Consider the following 16,223-nt stretch of genomic DNA (forward strand, 5'->3'; position numbering starts at 1 on the left):
AATAACGGAATTAATAATGTCAGTTATTCTGCCACTTTAACTGCTGAGCCCAATCATACGCATCATGAACGGCTTTTAAACAAATTGTATGTCCCATCGGATAGCTTTGATATGAAACATGATTACCGAACTTTTCAAAAAAATTTACCAACTGTTCACCACTTCTAATCGGAAAAATTGGATCTTTTTCACCTTGTGAAATAAAAATATTAGTTTTTATTTGTCCAGGCATTAAATTCAACTTTGACCATTCTTCAACAAATTTTGGCATTCTGCCGCTAAATAAAATTGCAGCTGAAAAAGAGCTTGGATGAAATGCCAGTAAAGTTGCTGCCAAAATTGCTCCTTGGCTAAAACCAATCACCGCCAAAGGATGATCTTGCAAATCATGTTCCTTCAGATCATGCTTAATTTGCAAATAAAGTTTTTCAGCCGCATTGCCAATCAACTGATTTTCCGAAAATTTATAAAATCGAGGAATATAGTATGTAAATCCACTACCATATGCAATCGCTCCTTGCAAGTGAAGTTCAATTAAAGAAGGACCAAAGATCGAAACTAATGGCCGCAGATCAAAAAAATTTGATCCAATGCCATGGAGAGTAACAATCACTGGCACATTTTGGTCAGTTTTTAAATTCATTGGACACATTAATTCTTCTTTTAAGCCCATAAAAATTACGCCTCTTAAAATTTACTATTTTAATAATTCCCCTAAGTTGGAATTATAGGCTTTTGTAATCAAACTGTAAAATACTTTGCTATTCAGCTAAAAATTTAGTTAATCAGTTAGTGCTTAGTTCGAAAATTATCTAATTCTAATACTTTTTCTTGCAATTCGATATCTTGCTTGATTGCATCTGGATCATGGGCAATTGAAAATTTTAGCTGTTCTAAACGATCAATCAATTTACGCAGAATTTTAACATCTTTTTCAATCTTTTCTGCATCATTTCCCGAACGACTGACCGCTTGGAGATCAACTAATTCTTGAACCATTTCTTGATAGCGAACAATTGCAAAGACAATATTCAAATTTGAAGAAATTGTTTTAGGATTTTCTGGATCAGGTTTTTGTTCAATCAAGTGAAATACATCCGGATAATGATGCAAACTAATGGTGTAGCGTGGAAAATAACGATGAAAAACATGTTCTTCGGTCTTAAATCCAAAACGATCTAAATTTTCTTTCCCCACTGAAATTGCTCCCTTTCTGATTGAAATTCAAATTTTATCCCTGCCAATCAATTGGTCGAGGCATTTGCTGATCAAAATAAGCTTTAATTGCCTGTAAAATCCGTTGAGCAGCTTGACCATCGCCATATGGATTAACAGCCGTTGCCATCTGCTGATAAGTTTTTGAGTTCCGTTGTAACAACTCACGCATTGCCCCACTGACTGTTTGCTGGTTAGTCCCAACTAAGCGCAACGTTCCAGCTGTAATTCCTTCCGGTCGTTCTGTCGTATCGCGCAGCACTAGCACCGGTTTCCCCAAAGCCGGTGCTTCTTCTTGAACTCCGCCAGAATCAGTCATAATAAAATAGCTGCGGGCACACAGGTTATGGAAATCAACAACATTCAACGGTGCCACTAAATGTACTTGTGGATTATTAGCAAATGCCGCTTGCGCCAGCTGACGCACTTTAGGATTCAAATGAACTGGATAAATAACCTCAGCCTTTGAATCAGTTTGTAAAACTTGATTAACGGCGGCAAAAACATTTTTCATTGGTTGACCAAGATTTTCTCGTCGATGCATCGTCAATAAAATCAAATGCTGCCCAGGTTTGATTTGCTTTAAAGCTGCGTGTTGATAATCTTTAGCGACCGTTAATTTTAAAGCATCAATTGCAGTATTACCAGTCACAAAAATTTTTGTCTGATTGATTCCTTGCTGTAATAAATTCTGCCGGCTTTTGCTAGTTGGTGCAAAATAAAGATCAGCTAAAACATCGGTCAGCTGGCGATTCATTTCCTCGGGAAAAGGTGAGTACTTATTCCAAGTCCTCAAGCCGGCTTCAACATGACCAATCGTGATTTGTTGATAAAAACTTGCCAAACTAGCAGCAAAAGTCGTGGTTGTATCACCGTGCACCAAAACAATATCTGGCTTTTCCTTCACCAAAATTGGCGGCAGTTTTTGCAAAACTGCAGTGGTAATATCACTTAGTGTTTGATTTTGCTGCATGATCTTCAAATCATAATCAGCTTTTAGCTTAAAAGCCTGCATAACTTGCGCTAACATTTCCCGATGTTGACCAGTCAAGGTGACAATCGTTTTAAATTCGGTCGGATTTTCCTGTAATAAATGAATGATTGGTGCCATTTTGATTGCCTCAGGACGTGTTCCAAAAATAGTCATTACTTTAATCTGTTTCATAGTTGCACCTCACTATATTTATAATATTATATTACTCCAAAAAAATTAACTAATTCTTTCTTAAAGAAAACAATTTTATTAAAATAAAGCAAAAAGGTTGTAAACAAACACTGTTTACAACCCTTAACTTAAAAGTGCGCTTGATCGGAATCGAACCGATGACCTACCGCTTAGGAGGCGGTCGCTCTATCCTGCTGAGCTACAAGCGCAAAACTATCAGCAACTAATTCATTATAAAAATTAGTCTAGCTGATGTCAATATCCTAAAAATATAAATCTGCTTGTTATAACTTATGTTTACCTTTATTCTTTTGATCACGCCAGCGTTGTTTATGTTTCTTTTTTGACCTTTTTTTAATTGTCGGCCGCACTGTCTTTTTGAGTCGTTCAGATTTAGCTTTACTAGCAGATTGCTTAGTTGGCGTCAGACTGGCTGGTATGGCTGTTAGCGGCATTACTTGACCATAATACATTTTGGCTAATTCCAACTGATAGCCAGCTGGACGCAACAACTGCTTCAATTGCCGCAATGAGCGTTCATTTCCTAGATTAATCACCGTTCCTGAATTGCCCATCCGCCCGGTTCGTCCAACACGATGAATATATGCAGTCAAGGTTAATGGCAAATCATAATTGATGACCACCGGCAAAGCTGGCAGATCCAAACCACGAGCAGCTACGTCCGTGGCCAATAGCAAGGCCGTTTCACCGGTTGTAAAATTTCTAATTGCTTGCTGACGCTGCGTTTGACGCTGCTGACTATCCAGAGTTGCAACAGCTACTTGATTAAACTCTAAGCGTTGGGCAATTTTCTCCAGATCGGCTACCTGATTGAAAAATACCAAGCCCTTAAAACCAGTCTCTCGGCCAAGTTTTCGCAGCAGATCAAAGCGTTTTCGAGTTGGCAAAGTTACATAATAATGAGCAACCTGACCTTGAGTTTGATCGCTTTGACGCACATCAACTCTTTTTACCTGCTGATTAAACCAACGCGGTAATTCATGTAAAATTGGATTGTCAGTAGCTGAAAAAAAGCCTAACTGAATCTTGGCAGGTGCATGCGACAACAATCGTCGACAAACACTGAGCTTTTCATCAGCCAGTAAATCATCGGCTTCATCCAAAATTGCAAATTTTAACTTGTGCAACTTCAACTTTTTGTTTTCTGCTAATTCAAGCATTCTTCCTGGTGTCCCAACAACTATTTCTGGATGGCGTTTTAACTTCTCCTGCTGCCGTTTTAAATTAGCGCCTCCACCCAAAGATGTCACCTGCAAAGGCAGCTGCAAATTTAGTAAACATTTTCTGATCACTTCAGTTACCTGAGCTGTTAGCTCTTGCGAAGCGGTGATCACCAGTAATTGGGTTCCAGCTTGAGTGCTGGTTTTGCTTAAAAGCGGTACAACGTATGCCAAAGTTTTTCCCGAGCCAGTTGGTGCTAAGCCCAAAATATTTTCTCCCGCCAGCAGTGGCGAAAAAGTTTGCTGCTGAATCAAAGTTGGTTGGATAAAGCCTAACTGATGATAAATTTCTGCTACATTATCTCCCATAATAACCTCTTGACTTAAATATATTTTTCATCCGCTGGAAAACTGAGCTCAGCACTTTGGCGTAGCTGATACATTAATTGATTGACTTGAACTGCCAACGCTAGCCAATCCTCCATCTTTTGTTTAGCAATTAAACTAGCCGGTTTGTTTAATAGCTGATCAAAATCCTTAACTTCAGCAAGCATCGGATTTTCAGTTGTTGTCCGAGCAAGTGATTGAACATTTCCCTGTTCATCAGCCATTTTTAATTCATTTAGTTTCGCTGGACTATCTAAAATTAACGTCTGTTTCAATCCGTAGATCTCGCTGGCTAGATAAGAATTGGTCGTTTTACCAAATTTCAAAATCACTTGAAATCGTGGATATTCTAAAATTGCAATTCCGCGACCATCAATGCCATTGCGCAACTTCTGTGGCCGATAGTCAGCACTTTGAGGGTAACCAAACCAGGCGATCGCTGCATAAACCAGATAAACACCTAAATCCTGTAATGCTCCACCAGAAAATTCCAGCGAAAAAATATTTGGCTCCTGACCGGCTAAAAAAGCATCGTATCTTGATGAATATTTTTCATAAGTCAGATGAGCCCCTTGAATAACCGATAGCTGTTTAATTGCTTGTTTTACTTGCTGAAAAAGTGGTTCGTGAAAATGGCGAGCTGCTTCGAAGTAATAAAGTTCTGGATGCTGCCGTAAGATTTTAATAATTTGTTTCATTTCAGTTGGATTTGAACAAGCCGGTTTTTCAACGATTACATGCTTGCCGGCCAACAGTGCTTGCTGAGACTGTTCAAAATGTAAGCTATTAGGAGATGCCAGATAAACAACTGAAAAATCCTGGCTAGCTAAAAATTCATCAAGTTCCGTAAAGGTTTTGATTGGACCAATAAATTGATCAGCAAACTTTTGTGCAGATGCTTGTTGCCGTGAGTAAACTGCTGTTAGTTGCCAGCCAACTTGCTGCGCTGCTTCAATAAATTGTTTGGTAATCCAATGCGTACCGATCGTTGCAAATTTGATCATCCTAAATTGCCTCCTTTATAGTTGAAGACTTCTCTTTTCATTATAACAAACAAATTCACAATTTTTTTAAATTACAACATTTATATCACAAATTTTTAACAAAAAGCTCATTAAATTTCAATCGTGTCAATATCCGGTTAAATTTAATCATCATTCTACTTATTACTACTAAAAAATGGTATATTATATTTGAAATATTTAATTGATTTTTAATATACAAACGGAGGGGTATTTGATGGTTCGCAGCAAATCTTATAATCGAGGATCCTCCTTACGACATTTATTTCGTAAATCATGGACCGGTCAGCATTTGTTTAATTTTCACTCACCAGCTGCGTCTCCAACTCAATATACAGGAAAATGGACCTTTGCTGATAAACAAACTAATCGCTCACACCAATTAGAAATCACCGAACAGTTGCAGATTCTAATTGATGGTCATCGCTTGCCTGGAAAGATTGTCCGTGTTGATGACAAGGAACTATTATTTTTAGATAAATATGGTTATCACTTGCGAGTCGACGCTAATCAACGATCTCCTGTCAGCCTTTATGATGAAGCTGATAATCGAGTTTATCCGATTAGCCAAGCCAATGGTCCTGACCGGGACGACGTCAAAGACTAATGATCATTTTCAATTTTGAAAATGATTATTAGTCTTTTTTTGACTCTTTGCTTGACGCAAACGTTATTAATGTAAATCAACTTACTTTGTTGAATTTAATTTTATTTATTAAGGAGGAAAGCGATGCATTCACCATCAATCAACCATCTAACAATCAATTCATGGTTTTCGCTGCTAGGTGCTTTTGCGGGCTGGTTTTGGGGAGAAATGAATGGACTGTTAAATGTCTTGCTAATTTTTATTGCGATTGACTATTTGACTGGCTCACTCTATGCAATCAGTCAAAAACAACTTTCCAGTGAAATTGGCTTTCAGGGACTGACCCGGAAACTGCTGATTTTAATCTTAATTGGTTGTGCCAATCTCTTGGATGTTTACTTACTGCAGCATGGTTCAAGTTTGAAAAATGCCACCATTTGCTTCTATCTTTCAAATGAAGGCCTTTCATTGCTAGAAAACACTGCCAAACTCGGGTTGCCGTTACCGTCCAAGTTAAAGGCAGTCTTGCTTCAACTTAAAGAACAGCCAACATTTAAGGAGGACAAAAAATGAAACATGGAATCGACATTTCAGAATGGCAAGGGAAAATCAACTTTCAACTGGTCAAAACTAGTGGCATTGATTTTGTGATCATTCGTGCCGGCTATGGCAAGCTATTGACGCAAAAAGATAAATGCTTTGAAGTCAACTATCAACAAGCCCGAGCAGCTGGCTTATCGCTCGGAGCTTACTGGTACTCATATGCAAATAGCCCCAGCGCTGCCAAGCAAGAAGCTCAAACTTGTTTAAAAGTAATTCAAAATAAGCAATTTGCCTATCCAATCTTTTTTGACTTGGAAGAGCCAACGCAAATCAAACAAGGACGCCAGTTTTGTGATCAATTAGTTAGCAGCTTTTGCTCTCAACTGGAACAAGCTGGCTATTTTGCTGGCCTCTATATGTCTCGCTCACCACTGCAGCAAGTAATCTCCCCGGCAGTTGTCCAAAGATATACATTATGGATCGCAGAATATGCTTCTAAGATCCATTATCAACAAAGCTATGGTATCTGGCAATCAACTGCTAGCGGTCATGTCCCGGGAATTAGCACTCGTGTTGATTTAGATCAGGCTATCATTGACTATCCCACTATAATCAAACAAGCTGGCTTGAACGGCTTTCAGCGAACTAAAAGCATTGACCAATTAGCTCGTGAAGTGATCGCTGGCAAATGGGGAAATGGTCCTCAGCGGCGACAAAAACTTGCCGCCGCTGGTTATGATTTTCAAGCGGTTCAAGCTCGAGTAAATCAGTTACTCTAAAACCTTGATTATGTAATCACGATTAAATAAAATTTTGGTAAATAAATTGCAAGAAGCTGTCCAGACTTATTTAGTCTGGACAGCTTCTTTAATTGGAAAACGATTATCAAATCAAGTCTAAAAGCAATCAGAATTGAGGGAGAATTAAACTAAGCAGCGAATTTTAATCTACCATTGATAATCCTCAAGGTCTGGACGTCCCTTGCCAGTTGCGTGATCAAGCATGATTCTTTGTTCAAAATGTGCCACATTATGCTTAGTAGCTTTAACCATATCGGGATTAACCGAAACATAATCAATGCCACTTTGAATCAGAAAATTAGTAAACTCCGGATATTCAGATGGTGTTTGCCCACAAATTGAGACCGTTTTACCATCTTGGTGAGCAACTTTGATCAAATGCCGGATTGCCCGTTTAATCGCCAAATTTCGCTCATCAAACAAAGCCGAAACAGTATCATTATTCCGATCGCAACCTAGCAGCAGCATAGTCAGATCATTCGAGCCAATTGAGTAGCCATCAATAAATTGATTGAATTTATCTGCTAAAATGATATTGCTTGGAATTTCAGCCATCATGTAAACTTTAAAATCGGCATTACGCTGCAAGCCATTGGCTGCCATTAAATCAGTGACCTTTTGGGCCTCAGCAACTGTTCTAACAAATGGAATCATCACATTTAAATTTTTAAGACCAAATTCACGCCGAACTTTTTTAACTGCTGCCAACTCCAACTTGAAAGCTTCGACATATTTAGGATCGTAGTAACGTGAAGCTCCACGCCAGCCTAATAAGTCAGATGGCTCATGGGGTTCATATTTATCTCCGCCCTTCAAGTTGCGGTATTCGCTCGACTTGAAATCAGAAAAACGCAAGATCACCGGCCGCGGTGCCATTGCCCGTGCAACTTTACTGATTCCTTCTGCCAGTTTGTCAACCACTTCTTCAGGATGTCCCTGTTCAATCAGATAAAGCGGATGCTGATGAATATAAGTCGTCCACAAGAATTCCTCGCGCATTAGACCAATTCCGTCAGCCGGCAAGCTAGCATATTTTTCAGCCAAGTCTGGATTGCCGAGATTCATCATGACACCAGTAGCAGTTGGAGCAAAATACTCTGCTGCCGCTGTTGGAACAGTTGCCTCTTTGGCTGGTGAAGTAACAGCTGTCACATTACCTTGGTAAACAACGCCATTTTTAGCATCAACCGTAATGATATCGCCACTCTTAAGAACATCGGTAGCAGCAGCACCCCGACTCTTGGTACCGACAATACATGGAATCTGCATTTCCCGCGAAACAATTGCTGCGTGGCAAGTCATACCACCGTTATTGGTAACAATTGCCGCAGCTTTCTTCATTGCTGGCACCCAATCCGGTGAAGTCATCAAAGTAACTAAGATTTCACCTTGTTTGAATTCATCAATATGGTCTGGGCTGTCAATTACATGGACTTTACCGGCAGCAACACCTGGGCTCGCCGGCAATCCTCGCGTAATTACCTTTGCATCCCCAAGATCGGCTGTTGCTTGACCTTTAGCTGCAGCCTTCTTTTTGAGCTGTGACCAAACCGTTTCTGGCCGTGCCTGCACCAGCCACAGCTTGTTGGTATTCTTATCCAAAGCAAATTCCATATCCATATAGCAGCCATAATGATCTTCAATTTTCTTCGCATAACCAGCTAACTCAATCACTTGATCATCGGTTAAAACTGGCTGTTTTTCCAATTCAGCCGGAACTCTTCTTTCTTCAACCCCGCCATCTGGTAACCGAACTAGTTCAACATCCTTGTCGTTGATCGTTTTAGAAACAATTTTCATAGTCTGCTTGTCAACTAAGAAATCGTCTGGGGTAACAGTCCCTTGAACAATATACTCACCTAAGCCCCAGATTCCATCAATGATAACCTTAGTATCATCGCCAGTTGCTACATTGACACTGAACATAATACCTGAACTTTTAGAAAAGACCATCATCTGAACTGCAGCTGACAAAGCAACCTTTTCATGCGGGAAATTCTGCTTGTGACGATAATAAGTTGCCCGATCCGTAAACAGTGACGCATAGCACTCTTGAACTTTTTGGGTCACATCGGCTGAGCCGCGAATATTCAAATACGAATCTTGCTGCCCAGCAAACGAAGCATTGGGCAAATCCTCAGCGGTCGCGCTTGAGCGAATCGCCACAAATGGATCTTTTTGTCCCATTTTCTCTGCTAACTTCTGATAAGACTGATGGATTTCCTGGGCTAGATCAGCTGGCATTGGTGCTGAAGTGATTAATTGGCGAATCCTAGTACAAGTTGCATGCAATTCATCAGAGTTCTCATAATCCTTAATGCTCTCTAGCAAATTATTGACTTGGTCGTTAAGACCAGTTTTTTGCATAAAATAGCGATATGCGTAAGCCGTGGTAGCAAAACCATATGGAACGGGAATATCGCCTAATGAAGTCAACTCACCTAAAGATGATGATTTCCCACCAACTAAATTAACATCCGAACGATGAAGCTCGTCAAACCAAAGTACGTATGCTTTATCTTTTTGTTCCATAATGATGACCTCCTTAAAAATACTTGCATTTTGTAATCGCTTACATCCTACAACTATACTTTAGTCCTTTAACAAAAAAAGTCAAGTCGATTCAAAAGTAGCTCAAACCTCTAATTCTATTTTTTTAATTTGCTTGTTAAATAGATCACTAAATAACAAATAAATTAATCACTTCAACTGAATTCAACCTAATTAATCAACAAATCGCTATAAATTAAGTCAGTCTAATGATAATTTGATGTTCAAACTATATCAGGAATTGTAAGTTAGTTAATTCAAAACATTCAGCATAAATAATTATTTAAGCTTTTTTGTGAATCTTAAACTTAATTTAATCATCTCTTAAATCATAAATAAATAATACTTAAATAACAAATTTGTGATCAAAAATAAAAGTTGTAACTAATTTAGCTTATTTCAAATTGGGCTTTTTCTGTTGGTCCCCAGCTTTTAAAATTAAATTAACAAATTAATTCCTTTTTGTTTTAAGTTCTCCAAACAGACCTGCAGATATTTCTGATCATGCTCAGGATAAACTGGCTCGCTCAAAGAACAAGCTGCCAGTTCTCGGTAAGGAGCACAATGCTGACCACGATAGTTGGGATCAAACCACTTGGAGTCAGGCCGATAACCGCGGCGCTGCATCTCTTGGAGAACTAACAGATGAAATTGGTATAACTTGTAGGGCGAATACTTGAAAACATCAGCTACCGTTGCATGTTTTTTTCCCCAGCCGTTGCCCCGCAAAGCAGCCAGCTCCCGGTGCTGTCCTAATAATTGCTGACGTGGCAATTTAGTTAGTAAGTCTTGATGCCATAACCTCATTTTTCCACCCTCTACTGTTTTTGAAGCTTACTTAATTAGTTTAGCAATTTTCCGGCTAATTAGCATTGTTAATGTCCGGACCAATTCAGCTAAGATTAAAATAAAATAAGTTCACTGCCGTTAGCTTTGACAATGAACTTGTTTGTTTAACTACTTTTTTATTTATAGAAATTATTTGATTACGCCAAAGCCGCCAGTCCAGCCAATTTGTTTGCTAGCAGCCAAAGTCATTTGCAAAAAGCCAGTTGCTTCCAGCTCGCGTGCCCGCTTTAATTTACCAGCATCCAAAATATTTAATGGGCTGCCAGCCAAAGCAGCTTTGAAAGCCTGTTTAGCAGCGTCATCATCGCCAGCAACCAAAACAGTTGTAGTTGCTGTGCCGCCAACTTTGCCACTTTGCAGAGTTGCTGCAAAAGTTGTGTTAAAAGCCTTCAAAACAGTGCTGTTTGGCAATAATTGTTGAAGTTCTTGTGCAGCTGAGCTATCAGCGGGAACAACCAATGAATCCCAAGTATCAAAGTCAAGCGGGTTAGTAATATCAACAACAATCTTGCCGGCAAATTGATCAGCATATTCTTTTGCCAAACTTGCTAAAGCTGGGTAAGGAACAGCCATAACTACGATATCAGCTAAAGTCTCAGCATGATTTTGATTATCATAATAAGAAACTGTGTTGCCTGCTAGTCCAAAATTCTTGCCGATTGCCTGACCCATGTTACCTTTACCAAAAATTGAAATTTTCATTATGAATAACTCCTTTATAAGTTTTTTGCTTAGTTAGTAGATACTTTTTTGATTGCTGAATTTTTTCTTAACTCATTCAACAACATTATCTTAACATATCATTTTACTACTTGAAACTTTTTTTATAACACTTTTCAATTAAAAATCAATCAGCTTTTGTTAATCTCTAGTTGGCGTTGAAATATTAAGGGCTTTCCTAAGAACAAAAAATTATTGCGGATTAATTTGTTAGTCTTAATGTTTCACTTGCTATGTTTAAAACAACTATTTTTATCCAATCAAGGCTATGCAACTACTCCAAAATAATTAATTCAAACCAAGTCTTTTTGGCAATCGCTCAGCCATAATTCCCGGTTGGATTCAAATTTTGAGCATTCAAAGATTTGATACCGGTATTCTAAAAAAGCCTGTCCCTTTTTGAACAAGCTTTTTTAATCAATTATTTTTAAACAAGGTTGTCAGGTGTTCCATAAAAGCTTTTAGATAACGATCAACATCAGCATTAACTGCGACTTTAACATTTGTTTTAGCAGCCGAGAGCCGGGATGGATCGCCAATTGTGCGGCCATAATATTTTTCATCCGTTGTCACATACATGTTTAAATCAATTGTTTGAACAAAGCTTGGATCGATGGCAACACCGACAGCAAATGGATCATGCAGGGCACAGCCATGAAGATCAGGACTAGTAACTTCATAAGCTTTGATATAGTAATCCACCATCTCGGCAAATTTACGACCAGCCTTTGTTCCTAAATTGCGCCAAATTTGCGTTTCCTTTTTAGTCAGCAGCGTCCGTAAAGTCACATCCAGTCCAACTTGGGTCAACTTAGCCTGCCGAAAAACTTGGTCCGCTGAAGTTGCATCTTGTTGAATATTTGCTTCAGCTACATTGGTAACATTGCCAGGAACTGTTAAAGCCCCGCCCATGATCGTAATATTGCCAATTTCGTCAACCAAAGCCGGATACTTTTTGATGGCTGCAGCTAAGTTAGTCAGTGGACCAGTTGGAACAAGGATCAAGTCTTTGCCATACTTTTTCACGGCTTCGATAAAGAAGTCAAGCGCATCTCCTTGAGCTGGCTTCATTTTGGGACTTGGCAAATCAATCTCGCCAATTCCATTTTCTCCATGGATCTGAGCACTGACTGGCATTCGGACAAATTTAGCTTTTTCAGCCGAATGAGATCGACCTTGGTAGACTTTGACATTAGTGGCATGCAACAGCTCCAAGATTTTCAATGAGTTAGTAACTGCATTTTCCACATAAACATTACCATATGAACAAATAATTGCCAACAAATCAACGGCTGGATCGGCAACTGCATAAGCAATTGCTAATGCATCATCAATTCCTGTATCCAAATCTAAAATTATCTTTTTCTTAGCCATGTTGATCCTCCTCAGAATTTTAATTAATCATTTGACTAACTTCCTCTAACAGCCACTGATTGAAATAATCAGCATCAATATTTATACCAACTTTAGCATTTGTCCGACCCTGGCTCCAGCGATTTTGAATATCAGCCACGGTTGCGCCAATTGCCGGTCCCTGTGTAACAACCTCAATCTGATAATCCCTAGTTTCAATTGCCTCAGGGTGCAACAAATAGAAAATAGTATTAACGTCATGCAATGGCTTGCCGTTAGAATAAATGTCTTGATAAGCAGTGATCAATTGATAGAGCATCATACCAGTTTTACCAAGAGTTGCTAGCTTCTTCAATGTCTCCCAAGTAACCAAAGCCTGCAAAGTTACATCCAGCCCGATCATCACGATTGGTACCCCACTTTGATAAACAATTTTAGCCGCATCAGGATCAGTATAAACATTAAACTCAGCAACCGAAGAAACATTTCCTCCTGAAATAGATCCACCCATCAGGACCAAGCGAGAAATCTGCTTTTTGATTTCCGGATATTTCAACAATAATTCGGCGATGTTAGTATAAGCTCCTGTCGCTACAATTATCATTGGAGCCGGTGCTTGCTTTAGTGTCTGGTAAATTGCCTTGACTGCGGGCCGGGGATCTGAGTTGAGCGTCACTGGTGGAAAATCATAGCCCGGTAAGCCGCTTTGTCCATGAATATAGGCGGCATCTTCAAACTTCTTTTTTAATGGCTGAGCCGCGCCACGAGCAACTGGAATTTCGGCCTTATCAAAAAATTCCAGCAGTTTCAGCTCATTGCGCGTGGTTTTGTCCACACTGACATTTCCAGCAACTGATGTGATCAGCTTTACATCAAATGCCGGATTATTAACTGCTACTGCTAAGGCGACAGCATCATCAACTCCTGGATCCATATCTAAGATTAACGGTATTTTTTTCATTGCTGAACCCCCCTCTTTTTACCAAATAAACAAACCAGCTGCAGTTGCCGATAAAACTGAAACTAAGATTCCTGAAAGCAGCATTCTTGGTACTTAATTTGAAATATAATCGACTTTCGGTTTTTCAACTAAGCCCTTAAAGGCACCGATAATCATGCCCAAGGTACCGAAATTAGCAAAACTAGTCAAAAAAACTGTCAAAACTGCCCGGGCATGGGCATTAGCAAATATTCCATGATGACCCATGACCGCTTTAGAGACCTCACCCATGACGACAAATTCATTGGTAACTAATTTAGTTCCCATATATCTGGCCAATTCAAAAGCATGGCTTGGATCAAAGCCCATAAAAATGGTAAATGGAAACATAATTACTCCCATAATGTTTTCCAGCGACAACCATTTCAAACCGGTTAAATCAAGCAAATGATCGATTAACGATGCTAAAGCAACAAATGAAATGACGGTAAATAAGATGATCAAAATCAACTTGCCAGCGTTTAAAATTGAATCTCCTAAGAAGGAAAAGAATGGTTCTCGTTCATGATTAGCAGTTTGTGAACCATAAACCACATCATCAGCTTGATTGATCTGCAAAGGATTTAAGATTCCGGTAATCACAATCGCCCCTAAAATATTAAGCGGAACCGCCGTTAAGACGAATTGTCCTGGCATCATTTGCAGATATGAGCCTAAAATCGAAGCTGTCACACAGCTCATTGACATCATGGCTAACGTTAAGTTCCGTTCCTGACTCATATGGTCTAATTGCTGCTTAGAAACGGCTAAAACTTCAGTATTGCCTAAAAACATCATTTCAACTGAAAAGAACGCCTCAAATTTAGGCTGCCCAGTGATGATTGATAAAAATTTCCCGATCCATTTGATAATCCAAGGTAGAAAGCCGATATACGTTAAAATATCAAATAATGGAACAACCAAAAGGATCGGCATTAAGGCACTGGTCAAAAAGTTCATTGAAGCTGCTGTCCCGCCATATTCTTTTGCAACCATATCCGGCAAGGCAAATTTTATCCCGTCGAAAGCAATATCGACCAGCCAAGCAAAACCATTAGCTGCGCCTTGAACGATTGTCCGACCAACCGGGAAACCAATTAAAAACCACGCCATAAAAATTCCTAAGGCCGTCACAATCAAAACTGACTTCCATTGCACCTGATGCCGATCAATTGAAAATATGTAGGCAACACCGATACAAACCAAGATTCCTAAAATATTTAAAACTAGTAACAAAATCTTTCCTACTTAAAAACCAAACGCCTGGTTAACTTGTGCAACTGTTGGGATTGAGACTTGTGCACCCAAATGCTGCACCGTTAAAGCACTCGCTTTTTGTGCATAATTGATCGCCTCAGTAAAATTCTCCATTGTCGGTGAAAGTTTGGCCACAAAAGCCCCAATAAAAGTATCGCCAGCAGCCGTCGGATCAACAGTTTTGACCTTAAAGGCAGCAAGCTGAGCCGTTCGATTACCTGCTGCATAAAAAACTCCTTGACTGCCAAGCGTTATGATCGTTCTAGAAATACCTAAATCAGCGAATTTAGCAGCACTTTTTTTCATTGAGTTTAAGTCAGTGATTTCAATGCCAGTGATTCTTTGATTTTCAGACTCATTAGGAATGATAATATCTGTTAAACTAAGTAGTTCAGGTAAGATTTCACTTGCCGGAGCCGGATTTAAAATCGTCATTTTCCCAGCCGCTTTAGCAAGTTTAAAGGCAGCAATCGTCGCTGCTTGCGGCGTTTCGAATTGCGCTACGACAAAATCGGAAGCAGCAATTTGCTGATCAAGGCCAGCTAGATCAGCAACGGTCAAAGTCTGATTAGCCCCACCGTAGACAATAATGCAGTTTTGACCAGCTTCATTTAATAAAATGTCAGCTGTGCCAGTTCCTGTGGCTGGTTCAACTTTGATGCCGGAAATATCGATTCCTTCTTGCTTCAAGGCCTTGATCATAAATTCTCCCTGCTGATCATTGCCGACTTTGCCAATAAAAGTTGTTTTTGCTCCCAAGCGAGCAGCAGCAACTGCCTGATTTGCACCTTTGCCGCCAGCTGCACTGCTTTTATTAAAAGCCCTGATTGTTTCACCCGGCAAAGGAAAATTGGTTACTTTAAAGGTTGTATCGATATTCAAACTACCGATAATCGTAACTTTATTCATGACACCCACCATTTCTTAATTTCTTAAATATTTTTGTTTTGCTTGAATTAAGTTTACAAAAATTATTGAATAAAAAGCAAGCAACTCTGATTAAAACTTGCTGAGATTTTTCAAATTTTTAATACGAGCAAACAGTCAGGTAAATCTTCGCCTAATTGCAACTAACATAAACTCGATGACTCCGAGGAAACTCACGCTTAAAAGCAGTTTGAATGGCGCGTTTTGCTGCTGAGCTGGCAAGCGGGTATGTAAGTTGGGCTGAAAAATAGCCTTGTTCGCACAACTTGATATTTGCTTGCTCAATTTCAATTATTATTGATCGATCCTTTTTTTGGTCAGCAGCTCTATGTGCCGAGCAGTTTTGCCTTTGATGATCTGTTTTATCATAGCTGCTGCTTGCTTGACTGGAATTAATTTCATAATATCAACCTCTAACAATTTTTGCTAAATCATGACTGAAAGCTGATTTTTGTAAGTTCTTTGACAGGTAATAAACAATTGCCTGGCGATTTGCTACCGTAAAAGCAATCCGAGCTGGCCCAATTTTCCCTAAGTTTAGCCGAAACTCATAACAAGGCTGCCCAGCTATTTTAGTTTCCAATGCTAATTTGACTTTAGTCATTCCTGTAGCAAGTTCATGCTTAAGAGCAGTAGCAACTTTTTGTTCAATTAGTTTTCGTTGCCCGGGATATTTCTTAAAAAAGGCC

General features: G+C 39.3%; 15 protein-coding genes, 1 tRNA gene and 1 pseudogene. 3 read left to right on the forward strand and 14 right to left on the reverse strand.

Annotation, left to right across the window (positions count from 1 at the left end):
- Window positions 1-19: 19 nt before the first annotated feature.
- The 6 genes from ON15_RS08130 to ON15_RS08155 all read right to left on the reverse strand — a co-directional run bounded on the left by ON15_RS08130 (window position 20) and on the right by ON15_RS08155 (window position 4,952).
- On the reverse strand, window positions 20-673 hold the full coding sequence (locus ON15_RS08130) for an alpha/beta hydrolase (RefSeq protein ID WP_010581004.1): 654 nt from the start codon (window positions 671-673) through the stop codon (window positions 20-22).
- A 116-nt stretch (window positions 674-789) separates the two neighbouring features.
- The gene (locus ON15_RS08135; RefSeq protein ID WP_010581005.1) at window positions 790-1,197 is read right to left on the reverse strand and encodes a hypothetical protein; all 408 of its coding nucleotides are present in this window, start codon (window positions 1,195-1,197) and stop codon (window positions 790-792) included.
- 34 nt (window positions 1,198-1,231) lie between these two features.
- Entirely contained in the window at window positions 1,232-2,380 is a 1,149-nt protein-coding gene (wecB, locus tag ON15_RS08140; RefSeq protein WP_010581006.1) for a non-hydrolyzing UDP-N-acetylglucosamine 2-epimerase, read from the reverse strand.
- A gap of 135 nt (window positions 2,381-2,515) precedes the next feature.
- A tRNA-Arg gene (locus ON15_RS08145) sits at window positions 2,516-2,589 on the reverse strand.
- Window positions 2,590-2,664: 75 nt separating this feature from the next.
- Entirely contained in the window at window positions 2,665-3,930 is a 1,266-nt protein-coding gene (locus ON15_RS08150; RefSeq protein ID WP_010581007.1) for a DEAD/DEAH box helicase, read from the reverse strand.
- A 14-nt stretch (window positions 3,931-3,944) separates the two neighbouring features.
- On the reverse strand, window positions 3,945-4,952 hold the full coding sequence (locus ON15_RS08155; protein WP_010581008.1) for a Gfo/Idh/MocA family protein: 1,008 nt from the start codon (window positions 4,950-4,952) through the stop codon (window positions 3,945-3,947).
- Between the two features lie 235 nt (window positions 4,953-5,187).
- Here ON15_RS08155 and ON15_RS08160 point away from each other — a divergent pair, with 235 nt between their 5' ends.
- The 3 genes from ON15_RS08160 to ON15_RS08170 all read left to right on the forward strand — a co-directional run bounded on the left by ON15_RS08160 (window position 5,188) and on the right by ON15_RS08170 (window position 6,878).
- On the forward strand, window positions 5,188-5,577 hold the full coding sequence (locus tag ON15_RS08160) for a DUF4828 domain-containing protein (RefSeq protein WP_010581009.1): 390 nt from the start codon (window positions 5,188-5,190) through the stop codon (window positions 5,575-5,577).
- Between the two features lie 123 nt (window positions 5,578-5,700).
- Entirely contained in the window at window positions 5,701-6,129 is a 429-nt protein-coding gene (locus ON15_RS08165) for a phage holin family protein (RefSeq protein WP_010581010.1), read from the forward strand.
- Window positions 6,126-6,878, forward strand: coding sequence for a GH25 family lysozyme (locus tag ON15_RS08170; RefSeq protein WP_010581011.1), 753 nt, complete (start codon window positions 6,126-6,128; stop codon window positions 6,876-6,878). The genes ON15_RS08165 and ON15_RS08170 overlap by 4 nt, the downstream gene beginning before the upstream one ends.
- A 168-nt stretch (window positions 6,879-7,046) precedes the next feature.
- Here ON15_RS08170 and ppsA read toward each other — a convergent pair whose 3' ends face one another.
- The 8 genes and pseudogenes from ppsA to ON15_RS08210 form a co-directional block, all read right to left on the reverse strand.
- Complete coding sequence (gene ppsA, locus ON15_RS08175; protein WP_010581012.1) at window positions 7,047-9,431, reverse strand: phosphoenolpyruvate synthase; 2,385 nt, start codon at window positions 9,429-9,431, stop codon at window positions 7,047-7,049.
- A 456-nt stretch (window positions 9,432-9,887) separates the two neighbouring features.
- A complete protein-coding gene (locus tag ON15_RS08180; protein ID WP_010581013.1) occupies window positions 9,888-10,256 on the reverse strand; it encodes a TIGR02328 family protein in 369 nt (122 codons plus the stop codon).
- A gap of 171 nt (window positions 10,257-10,427) precedes the next feature.
- A complete protein-coding gene (locus tag ON15_RS08185) occupies window positions 10,428-11,000 on the reverse strand; it encodes an NADPH-dependent F420 reductase (RefSeq protein ID WP_010581014.1) in 573 nt (190 codons plus the stop codon).
- A gap of 435 nt (window positions 11,001-11,435) precedes the next feature.
- Window positions 11,436-12,392 carry a nucleoside hydrolase gene (locus ON15_RS08190; protein WP_010581015.1) on the reverse strand — a complete coding sequence of 319 codons (957 nt, stop codon included), beginning with the start codon at window positions 12,390-12,392 and terminating at the stop codon, window positions 11,436-11,438.
- A 19-nt stretch (window positions 12,393-12,411) separates the two neighbouring features.
- A complete protein-coding gene (gene rihC / locus ON15_RS08195) occupies window positions 12,412-13,332 on the reverse strand; it encodes a ribonucleoside hydrolase RihC (protein ID WP_010581016.1) in 921 nt (306 codons plus the stop codon).
- A gap of 18 nt (window positions 13,333-13,350) precedes the next feature.
- A pseudogene (locus ON15_RS08200) lies at window positions 13,351-14,586 on the reverse strand (NupC/NupG family nucleoside CNT transporter).
- Between the two features lie 12 nt (window positions 14,587-14,598).
- Window positions 14,599-15,516, reverse strand: coding sequence for a ribokinase (rbsK, locus tag ON15_RS08205; RefSeq protein ID WP_010581018.1), 918 nt, complete (start codon window positions 15,514-15,516; stop codon window positions 14,599-14,601).
- A 424-nt stretch (window positions 15,517-15,940) separates the two neighbouring features.
- The coding region (locus ON15_RS08210; protein ID WP_010581019.1) for a hypothetical protein at window positions 15,941-16,223 on the reverse strand (283 nt) is incomplete at its 5' end.

The organism is Liquorilactobacillus vini DSM 20605 (assembly GCF_000255495.1).
Lineage (GTDB): Bacteria > Bacillota > Bacilli > Lactobacillales > Lactobacillaceae > Liquorilactobacillus > Liquorilactobacillus vini.

Bases quoted from the DNA above. Each gene is read 5' to 3' on its own strand.
- ON15_RS08130 (WP_010581004.1), bottom strand. From the start codon at position 673: ATGGGCTTAAAAGAAGAATTAATGTGTCCAATGAATTTAAAAACTGAC.
- wecB (WP_010581006.1), bottom strand. From the start codon at position 2,380: ATGAAACAGATTAAAGTAATGACTATTTTTGGAACACGTCCTGAGGCA.
- ON15_RS08150 (WP_010581007.1), bottom strand. From the start codon at position 3,930: ATGGGAGATAATGTAGCAGAAATTTATCATCAGTTAGGCTTTATCCAA.
- ON15_RS08155 (WP_010581008.1), bottom strand. From the start codon at position 4,952: ATGATCAAATTTGCAACGATCGGTACGCATTGGATTACCAAACAATTT.
- ON15_RS08160 (WP_010581009.1), top strand. From the start codon at position 5,188: ATGGTTCGCAGCAAATCTTATAATCGAGGATCCTCCTTACGACATTTA.
- ON15_RS08165 (WP_010581010.1), top strand. From the start codon at position 5,701: ATGCATTCACCATCAATCAACCATCTAACAATCAATTCATGGTTTTCG.
- ON15_RS08170 (WP_010581011.1), top strand. From the start codon at position 6,126: ATGAAACATGGAATCGACATTTCAGAATGGCAAGGGAAAATCAACTTT.
- ppsA (WP_010581012.1), bottom strand. From the start codon at position 9,431: ATGGAACAAAAAGATAAAGCATACGTACTTTGGTTTGACGAGCTTCAT.
- ON15_RS08180 (WP_010581013.1), bottom strand. From the start codon at position 10,256: ATGAGGTTATGGCATCAAGACTTACTAACTAAATTGCCACGTCAGCAA.
- ON15_RS08185 (WP_010581014.1), bottom strand. From the start codon at position 11,000: ATGAAAATTTCAATTTTTGGTAAAGGTAACATGGGTCAGGCAATCGGC.
- ON15_RS08190 (WP_010581015.1), bottom strand. From the start codon at position 12,392: ATGGCTAAGAAAAAGATAATTTTAGATTTGGATACAGGAATTGATGAT.
- rihC (WP_010581016.1), bottom strand. From the start codon at position 13,332: ATGAAAAAAATACCGTTAATCTTAGATATGGATCCAGGAGTTGATGAT.
- rbsK (WP_010581018.1), bottom strand. From the start codon at position 15,516: ATGAATAAAGTTACGATTATCGGTAGTTTGAATATCGATACAACCTTT.